We start from the raw sequence: 8422 nt of genomic DNA on the forward strand, positions 1-8422 counted from the left end.
CGACCAGGTATCAGGCCTATGATGCCTGGTTAATTTAACTATAAAAGGCGTGCCTCAATGTTTTTACTCAAGAATCACAAGGAAAAGATTCTTTTGGCGTTGCTGGCTTTTTTACCCGGCTATGCCTCTTCCTCTACGCAGGGATGGGGAACTGTTGGCATTACCGGGACCATTGTTGATACTGCTTGCACCATTGCTACAGGCAGTGAAATTCAGACTGTAGACATGGGGATCCTCTCTGTTGGTCAGATCCTTCGCGAAGGCCAGGGAGTAGCAAAACCTTTCAGCATTGAGTTAGTTAACTGTATTCTGGAACGGTCCGGAAATAAAAATGATTGGAAATTCTTCCAAGTCACGTTTGACGGCCATGCTGAAGATGCCCTCTTTGGGTTGCAGGGAGATGCTCGCGGTATTGCACTAAAAATAAAAGATACAAATGGTTTATCGATTACACCAGGGAAACCGCTGCCGCTTGAGGAAGTAACTCAGGGCAATAAAGTGCTGAATTACTCCATGATTCTGATGCCTAATCAACATCCTCTCAAGGCAGGAGCCTATTTCGGCACAGTGCGTTTTAAGTTAGACTATTTTTAAATTTATTTCCACTGGCGGTTAATTCGTGATTAAAGGGATTATTATGCTTTCACCGGCAGGGTATTTATTTCGCATTCAGTCTCTAACGCTTTGTGTTGCACTCTCTCTGGGAAATCCAGTCGCATTGGTCTATGCGGCCGATGCCATTCAATTTAACACTGATGTATTAGATATTAGCGACCGTAAAAACATCGACTTGAGTCAGTTCTCAACAGGTGGTTATATCATGCCTGGCGTTTACAGTTTAGTGGTACATATTAATAAAAACGATCTACCTGAAAAGCAGATACCGTTTTACGCGCCAGAAAATGATCCAAATGGTAGTCGCGCCTGTCTTAACGCGGCACTTGTTGATCAACTCGGACTAAAAGAAAGTCTGAAGAAAGAGCTGACCTGGTGGCATCAGGGAGAGTGTCTCGATGAGAGCGGCATTAAAGGGATGACTGTGAAAGGCGATCTCTCAACTTCGTCTCTCTACCTAAACATTCCCCAGGCATATTTGGAATATACCGATGACAATTGGGATCCCCCATCACGCTGGGATGATGGCATTCCCGGATTATTACTCGATTACAATCTCAATGCCCGTGCGCAAAAAAATCAGCGCAGCGGTAGCAATAATTATGCATTAAGCGGTAACGGAACTACCGGTGCCAATCTGGGTGCCTGGCGGCTTCGCGCTGACTGGCAAGCGACTCAAGAGCGTCAGACGGGTAAATCGGCAACATCCAATAATCGACTGGATTGGAGCCGCTATTATGCCTACCGCGCTATACCAGCACTGCGCTCGAAGTTGACGCTGGGTGAGAGCTACCTGAACTCAGGCATGTTCGACAGTTTCCGGTTTGCGGGAGCCAGTCTGGTATCGGACGACAACATGCTGCCGCCGAATCTGCGTGGTTATGCACCTGAAGTGGTGGGGGTAGCAAAAACCAACGCCAAGGTTACTGTCACCCAGCAGGGGCGAGTACTGTATGAAACCACAGTGGCAGCAGGGCCGTTTCGTATTCAGGACATTAACGATGCGGTCAGCGGCGAGCTGAAAGTACGAGTGGAAGAGCAGGATGGTAGTGTACAGGAGTTTGTAATGAATACTTCAAACATCCCATATTTGACACGTCCAGGCTCCGTACGTTTCAAGTTTGCCGCCGGTAAACCCTCTGATTTTAATCATCATTCTCGTGGACCAATGTTTGGTACCGGTGAGTTCTCCTGGGGGGTAAGTAATGGTTGGTCGCTGTATGGCGGCGCGCTGGCAGGTGGTGATTACAACGCGCTATCACTGGGTATCGGACGTGATCTGCTGATATTCGGTGCTCTGTCATTCGACGCAACTCAATCACGAGCACGTCTATCCAAAGAGGACGGTACGCTGAGTGGCGGCTCGTATCGGCTTAGTTACTCGAAGAACTTTGACGAATACGATAGTCAGGTAACCTTTGCCGGCTACCGTTTTTCTGAACGCGATTTCATGAGCATGAGTGACTATCTTGATGCGAAATATAACGGCAATCGAACCGGCAGTGGCAAAGAAATGTATACCATCACCTTCAATAAAAATTTCCGGGAGTGGGGACTAAGCAGCTATCTCAATTACAGTCATGAGACCTACTGGGACAGGCCGGTCAGTGACCGCTATAACCTGACGCTGTCACGCTACTTCGATATAGGCAGATTCCGCAATGTAAGCCTGTCACTGTCGGCTTTCCGTAACGAGTATAACAATACCAAAGATGATGGTGGATACCTGTCGCTGTCCATGCCGTGGGGTAATAACGGAACGGTCAGCTATATCAGTACAGTAAATCGTAACGATAGTTCCCATCGAGCGTCGTACTACAACCGGATTGATGAACACAATAATTATCAGCTTAGCGCGGGTAGTGCACGCAGCGGAGTCAATGTCAGCGGCTATTACAATCATGAAGGTGATGCAGCGCGCCTGAGTGCCAATGCCAGCTATCAGCAAGACCAGTACAGTGCGGTAGGTATGTCTGCCCAGGGAGGGCTAACGCTGACGGCTGAGGGAGGGGCAGCACATCGCGCCGGCGTTGCCGGCGGCACCCGGATGCTCATTGATACCAACGGTGTGCCGGATGTACCGGTACGCGGATACGGTAGCACCATCAATACCAATGCCTGGGGTAAGGCGGTGATTGGCGATGTCAATAGCTACTACCGTAACAGGGCAAGTATCGACCTGAACAAACTGGGTGACAAGGCGGAAGCCACCGATTCAGTGGTACAGGCAACACTGACGGAAGGAGCTATCGGCTATCGCAAGTTTGACGTGATTTCGGGTGAAAAAGCGATGGCTGTCATCAAGCTGGCTGATGGCCGAGAGCCACCGTTTGGTGCCTCGGTACGAAATGCTCGCCAACAGGAAACCGGTTTGGTGAACGATGGTGGCAGTGTTTATCTGAGCGGCATTAATGCCGGTGAGATCATGACGGTACATTGGAACGGCGGAGCACAGTGCGAAATACGGATGCCGACGCCATTGCCGCCGGACATGCTGATGAACACACTGCTGCTGCCATGTCATCCGCTGAATATACCGATGCCTGCCGGAGCGAAAACCCGGTGAGGCCAGATATATTCATGATGTGACGGTAACGGCTGTAGCACCGGAGTGGGTGTCCTCCAGAACAGCCTTATTGACCATCTGACCGGATGAGAAGTACACGCAAAGTAATAACGAAACATAATACGGAGTTGAACTCGCTATGCGAAATATATTTTTATCGTCGACCATCGCGCTGCTGGGTACGATGAGTATACAACAGGCTTTTGCCGCCATTGCTTTGGACCGGACACGGGTAGTTTTTAATGGCAGTCAGAACTCGGTCAGCCTGAATATCAGTAATCAGAACAAGCAGCTGCCCTATCTGGCTCAAGGCTGGATAGAAGATGAGAAGGGCAATAAAATCCAGAGCCCTTTCACCGTGCTGCCGCCAGTGCAGCGTATTGAACCAGGTAAATCGAGTCAGGTGAAAATCCAGGCGCTGCCGGCAGCAAAACTGCTGCGGCAAGACAGAGAGAGCCTGTACTATTTCAACTTGCGGGAGATCCCGCCAAAGAGTGATAAACCGAATACATTGCAGATTGCACTACAAACACGCATTAAATTTTTCTATCGCCCAGCCGCTGTTGAAATTAATAACAACACGAAACCACCGCAAGAGCAACTGACACTGAGTCGGCAGGGAGACAAGTACGTAGTGAACAACCCGACACCGTACTATATCACCCTAGTGGATGCCAGTAATAAAAAAGACGGCCAGGGCATTAAAGGCTTCGAACCGATGATGGTGTCTCCTAAAAGCACACTGCCGCTGACGGTCAGTGCGGCCAGTGTGGGAAATAGCCCGGTATTGACCTACGTCAACGATTATGGCGGCCGACCACAATTGAGTTTCAGCTGTACCGGCGCTACGTGTTCAGTCGTATCGGAAAAGAACGGCGGATAATCGCTCCAGACATTAGCTGCAACGTGGAAGGCGACAATGAAAAAACACATGGATAACAAGGCACACTCCGCCCTCTGGCTGGATGAGTTGCGTTATTACGGAACGCTGGGCGGGTTGGCACTGATGGTGCCACTGACGCTCGCGATGATGCTATGGCTGATGCCGGCGGTGCATGCGGTGGATAACTGGAGCGTTGAGGGGGCTAATGGCACCCTTTACGTACACGGGGCACTGACAGAGAGCGCTTGTCGACTGGAGATGACCAGCGCACGTCAGGATATTGCTCTGGGCGAAACGGGAACAGGTCGATTGCAGACGATAGGCGCCCAGGGCGTTCCAGTGAGGTTTGAGTTACGCCTGACGGACTGTTTACGCAATTCGATAAGTAGCCGCGATCTGCGTCAGGGCGGAAGGAGTAGTTCCGCCGGTCAACCTGCGGTGACGGTGAGTTTTCTGGCAGCGCGTGATGCAGATAACGCACAGCTAGTGAAAGTCGAAGGTGTTTCGGGGCTGGGATTACGGCTGGAAGATGCGAGGGGTAAGGATGTTCGGATCGGTAGTCGAGGCGCACCACTGCTGCTGATACCCGGTCAGAATACCTTGACCTATAAAGTTATCCCTGAGCGAACATCAGCAGACCTGATCGCTGGAAGCTATCGGGCCGTTGTGGATTTTCATCTGAGTTATGACTGAGATTTTAGCCAGCGAGACGCAAAGATGCGCTATGAAGCCAAATTGCTCCCGGCCCCGATATGGAGCTTAGCCAAGATAACGGTAAATGTTGTCCTCGTTGCACTTTGAACTGACAGTTTGGGCATCGGATGACTAAACAGAAATCAGAAAAGGCTGGGGATGCATCAATGAATACTGTAGTGAGAGTTGCTATATCAGACACGAATCGTTACTTCAGTATCGGTTTACAAGAGGTTTTAACGCGGTATTTTAATACGCATGGCAAGCGTACGCAATTTATAGATATACAGTGTTCTAAAGAAGCCGATCTGGTTTTTCATTACTTTCCTCACGGTGTTCCTAGCTGTTTTTGCCACCTTGCTGATGCTCGTAGCATAGAGAAAAAGATATTGTACTTTTCTCTAAGGGATCCGGAAAAGCGATGCTATTCGCCTAATATCGTCCGCTGCTTGATGGAGTCGGGAGTCATCTACCACGATATGTCGTTGGTCGCAATATTACATCAAGTAAGTTCCAATTTAAATTTGGATTTGGAATGTAAACGATTTGATAAAATTAGGTATAATGTAAATTGCATTTGTCGTAGTCATCATCTGACACCACGAGAAAATCAAATATTGCGATTGATTTTTCAGGAAATGACGATAAAACAAATCGCAAAAATACTGGCAATTAATATTAAAACGGTTAGTAATCATAAGATGAGCGTGATGCGTAAGATGGGATTTCGTCGCAACGCCGAACTTTACACTTGGCTTCGTTATTATTATCTGAGAGATATTAGCTTGCCATGAATGACTCCGATTTTTATAAGGCTTACACTTAATGATGACTTGTTATAAAAGCTCTTAACTAATTTTTAACTTGACTTGCAGATCTTTGGTATTAATTTGTTTGTAAATTTAAGTTGTTTACTTTTTTTCAATATTTTTACATGAGGTTGAATAATGAAGGCTGGTTTTATTTTGATTTTTTTATTTATATCTCTTGATGTTAACGCATTCACCTGTGAAAGAAAAGGGAACTCTGCAATCCGTCCCGGAGGGGGGACAGAAAGAGTTATAGTGCCTATTAATAGAGAGATAAACATTGAAAACCCCGAGTTTTTTAATCTTGGGCAGTATTTTAGATGCAAGAATGACGAACCATCTCGTTTTATTGATATTTTAGATATAACAAATGATGGAATAACCACGGTGTTACCAAATGATTATTTTAGAACGGAAGCTGATATCAATGGCGCTAAATACCCACTACCATTAAATAGATTGGTTAATGTATTCAGACTTTCCGATGGTAATTGGCATGATATACCTATTGTAATTAATTATAAGTTGAACGACTCGCCGGGAAAACTGGTTAGAATAAATACAGGCGACGAAATTGCCAGGGTTAATTTACATAAATATAGTATCCCTGCTCAGACGGAAGACAATTTCACATGGATTTTAATAGCGGGGAACGATGCAATATATACATCTGGAACCTGTGAGATAAATAATGGAAGTGACATAGTTGTTAACTTTGGTTCTATAGCAAAGTTCCGACTTAATAGTTCTGGTATAGATGACAACATCAGAAGAACTATTGAAGTGCCTTATAGATGCCAGAATCCTGTTTCTATACCTATTAGTATTACTCTATCATCAGTTTCAGCGGGTTTTTCTAGTGATGCCATAGCCCTGGATAATAAAAACCTTGGAGTTAAAATGTATTATCAAGGTAAGTTAGTTAAGCCAGGCGACTCAATAAAAACAAATCTATTGAGCGGTGTTGGTAGTAATATATTTGACTTCTATCTGGTTAAGAAGGATAATTCAGAAATTAGTGCTGGTTTATTCTCTGGAAGTGCGGTTTTAGTAATGAGTGCTGATTAATATTAAATGACCTATACAGGGTGAATTAAAAAGTGGAAAAATCGCGTTAAGCCAGCCCTTTAAAATCGACAGGCTTTTTTTTAAGAAATAAGCAGGGCTTTTTATTATCAATCCTAAATCACTCAATATTAAGGTTGATTATCTTTCATTATGCCGTAAAAGCTTGCCATGGTGTTGTTACGTGATTTTTCGCAGATCTGCTATGGGGTTTGAGGGCCAATGGAACGAAAACATACCCCATTGCGGTAATTACACCGGCGCCAATGCCAGCTACTGCGATTCCGAATGGCCCAGCGTCTGCAGCAACTGCTGCCCCCGCACTAATTAAACCAGCAACTGCTGCATCATTTGCTGCAGTTTTTGGGGCCCCTCGATTGACGCCATTATGGTTTTGACCAGTGCTAGGTTGCCCTGTTTAACCGCGTCAAACCAGGCTGCGTCTGGTCCGGTTGAAGGGGCGGCATATAACGTACGGTGTTGAAGCAGGCTCGGGTTAGCGATGCGGTACATCTCATTAAAGCTGTAGCGGAACTTTGTGTAATCGATCTGCATTAATGGATCGCTGCTTTGGGCTACAGCACTATGGCTTACCGTGGCGGCAAAAGCGAGTACAAGTAATTTTTTAAACATCGTGTTTTCCTGGTATTTGGTAGAGTTCACTGGAGTGGTGTAGATTTGGTAGAAGATACTGAGCGCCATCGGATTATCCGGTAAGATGATGGTTTGCAACGACAATTACCTTAAAAGGCGTAAACCGATGGCTGACAACAGCATGGCACTCAACAACAGCGCGACGAAGGCTTCCTACGTGAACGTAGCGCCCCTGGGGGACGAGCATGGCAGCACTGCTGCCTCAACCCTCTTTAAGATCCAGCCTCACTTCAACGACGGCGTCGTCTGACAGCCTGACCGGTCGCGAGGTGACACATGTCCCCGCCGCGTTGACACCCGCATAAAATGGGGCGACCATTTTATGAGTATAGTTTTTTCATTTACAACTAAACTTAACTTATTATTTAACATTCGGGCGCATTGTATTCAGTAAAATGCAGCTATAGCGAGAAATTTCTATAACAAGAGGACTATATAATGAAGTTAGAATATGGTTTATTTGCCTCCATTCTAGCCTGTTCTGCATTGGTGAATGCTGCTGAAAAAAATCCGGTAAGTGTTCACGTTCTCAATCTGCAAACTGGTGTACCGTCCGAAGGCGTAAAAGTCACTCTCGAAAAACAGAATGGGGAAAAGTGGATTAGCCTAGCTTCTGGCGTAACCAATGCCGATGGTCGAATATCCGCGTTGTATCCAGATGGACAACAAATTCAGCCCGGTAACTACAAAGTGACCTTTAAGACAGGTGATTACTACGCAGCCCACAGTCAGAAAACATTCTTCCCGGAAGTGCCGGTATTGTTCCACGTTGAGAAAACCGGTGAGGTCTATCATGTGCCCCTGCTGCTGAGTCAGTACGGATTTTCGACCTATCGCGGAAGTTAAAACGCGCGCAGTGGGCGACATCGACGATGATGAAGTCGGCGTTGGTGAATGAATGGCTGGAGATAGCAGTTTCCGATAACTGCTATTATTCAGACGAATTTCACCTGTCTGCGAGCAAAATAAGGTTGTGGCATTGGTGCGTCTCAGTACAGCCACACAGATGGCGATTGTAGTGGCACACTGTAGTGATCGTACCGCAGGGGCGAGCACGGCTGCTTTGCAGCCTCAACCGTGAGCCTGTACATAGATTTGTGTAATTGCCTGATTTTGATATGTTCATGGTTAGGAGAT

At 46.5% G+C, this 8422-nt stretch carries 9 protein-coding genes; 8 read left to right on the forward strand and 1 reads right to left on the reverse strand.

What is annotated here, in order from left to right; all coding sequences use genetic code 11:
- Positions 1-57 precede the first annotated feature (57 nt).
- The 6 genes from ACORQT_RS24875 to ACORQT_RS24900 all read left to right on the forward strand — a co-directional run bounded on the left by ACORQT_RS24875 (position 58) and on the right by ACORQT_RS24900 (position 6634).
- Positions 58-594 (forward strand): fimbrial protein, encoded by a 537-nt coding sequence (locus ACORQT_RS24875; protein WP_089186955.1) that lies wholly within the window; start codon positions 58-60, stop codon positions 592-594.
- A 43-nt stretch (positions 595-637) separates the two neighbouring features.
- Positions 638-3181: an outer membrane usher protein gene (locus tag ACORQT_RS24880; protein WP_070914753.1), complete on the forward strand. Its 2544-nt coding sequence runs from the start codon at positions 638-640 to the stop codon at positions 3179-3181.
- A gap of 139 nt (positions 3182-3320) precedes the next feature.
- Positions 3321-4064 (forward strand): fimbria/pilus periplasmic chaperone, encoded by a 744-nt coding sequence (locus tag ACORQT_RS24885; RefSeq protein WP_089186954.1) that lies wholly within the window; start codon positions 3321-3323, stop codon positions 4062-4064.
- 36 nt (positions 4065-4100) lie between these two features.
- On the forward strand, positions 4101-4757 hold the full coding sequence (locus tag ACORQT_RS24890) for a fimbrial protein (RefSeq protein WP_089186953.1): 657 nt from the start codon (positions 4101-4103) through the stop codon (positions 4755-4757).
- Positions 4758-4924: 167 nt separating this feature from the next.
- Positions 4925-5551, forward strand: coding sequence for a helix-turn-helix transcriptional regulator (locus ACORQT_RS24895; protein ID WP_158524212.1), 627 nt, complete (start codon positions 4925-4927; stop codon positions 5549-5551).
- A 153-nt stretch (positions 5552-5704) separates the two neighbouring features.
- Complete coding sequence (locus ACORQT_RS24900; RefSeq protein WP_089186951.1) at positions 5705-6634, forward strand: fimbrial protein; 930 nt, start codon at positions 5705-5707, stop codon at positions 6632-6634.
- A gap of 324 nt (positions 6635-6958) precedes the next feature.
- On the opposite strand, the gene ACORQT_RS24905 is transcribed toward ACORQT_RS24900, so the two are convergent.
- Positions 6959-7363, reverse strand: a complete 405-nt coding sequence (locus ACORQT_RS24905) for a hypothetical protein (RefSeq protein WP_145958057.1) — start codon at positions 7361-7363, stop codon at positions 6959-6961.
- A gap of 28 nt (positions 7364-7391) precedes the next feature.
- Between ACORQT_RS24905 and ACORQT_RS24910 the strand changes: the two genes are divergently transcribed.
- The gene (locus ACORQT_RS24910) at positions 7392-7535 is read left to right on the forward strand and encodes a hypothetical protein (RefSeq protein ID WP_155296944.1); all 144 of its coding nucleotides are present in this window, start codon (positions 7392-7394) and stop codon (positions 7533-7535) included.
- A 188-nt stretch (positions 7536-7723) separates the two neighbouring features.
- Positions 7724-8131 (forward strand): hydroxyisourate hydrolase, encoded by a 408-nt coding sequence (gene uraH / locus ACORQT_RS24915; RefSeq protein ID WP_089186949.1) that lies wholly within the window; start codon positions 7724-7726, stop codon positions 8129-8131.
- Positions 8132-8422: the final 291 nt, after the last annotated feature.

Origin of the sequence: Serratia sp. (in: enterobacteria) (genome assembly GCF_052400455.1) — a bacterium.
Taxonomy (GTDB): domain Bacteria; phylum Pseudomonadota; class Gammaproteobacteria; order Enterobacterales; family Enterobacteriaceae; genus Serratia; species Serratia ureilytica.

Bases quoted from the DNA above. Each gene is read 5' to 3' on its own strand.
- ACORQT_RS24880 (WP_070914753.1), top strand. From the start codon at position 638: ATGCTTTCACCGGCAGGGTATTTATTTCGCATTCAGTCTCTAACGCTT.
- ACORQT_RS24910 (WP_155296944.1), top strand. From the start codon at position 7,392: ATGGCTGACAACAGCATGGCACTCAACAACAGCGCGACGAAGGCTTCC.
- ACORQT_RS24875 (WP_089186955.1), top strand. From the start codon at position 58: ATGTTTTTACTCAAGAATCACAAGGAAAAGATTCTTTTGGCGTTGCTG.
- ACORQT_RS24885 (WP_089186954.1), top strand. From the start codon at position 3,321: ATGCGAAATATATTTTTATCGTCGACCATCGCGCTGCTGGGTACGATG.
- uraH (WP_089186949.1), top strand. From the start codon at position 7,724: ATGAAGTTAGAATATGGTTTATTTGCCTCCATTCTAGCCTGTTCTGCA.
- ACORQT_RS24895 (WP_158524212.1), top strand. From the start codon at position 4,925: ATGAATACTGTAGTGAGAGTTGCTATATCAGACACGAATCGTTACTTC.
- ACORQT_RS24900 (WP_089186951.1), top strand. From the start codon at position 5,705: ATGAAGGCTGGTTTTATTTTGATTTTTTTATTTATATCTCTTGATGTT.
- ACORQT_RS24890 (WP_089186953.1), top strand. From the start codon at position 4,101: ATGAAAAAACACATGGATAACAAGGCACACTCCGCCCTCTGGCTGGAT.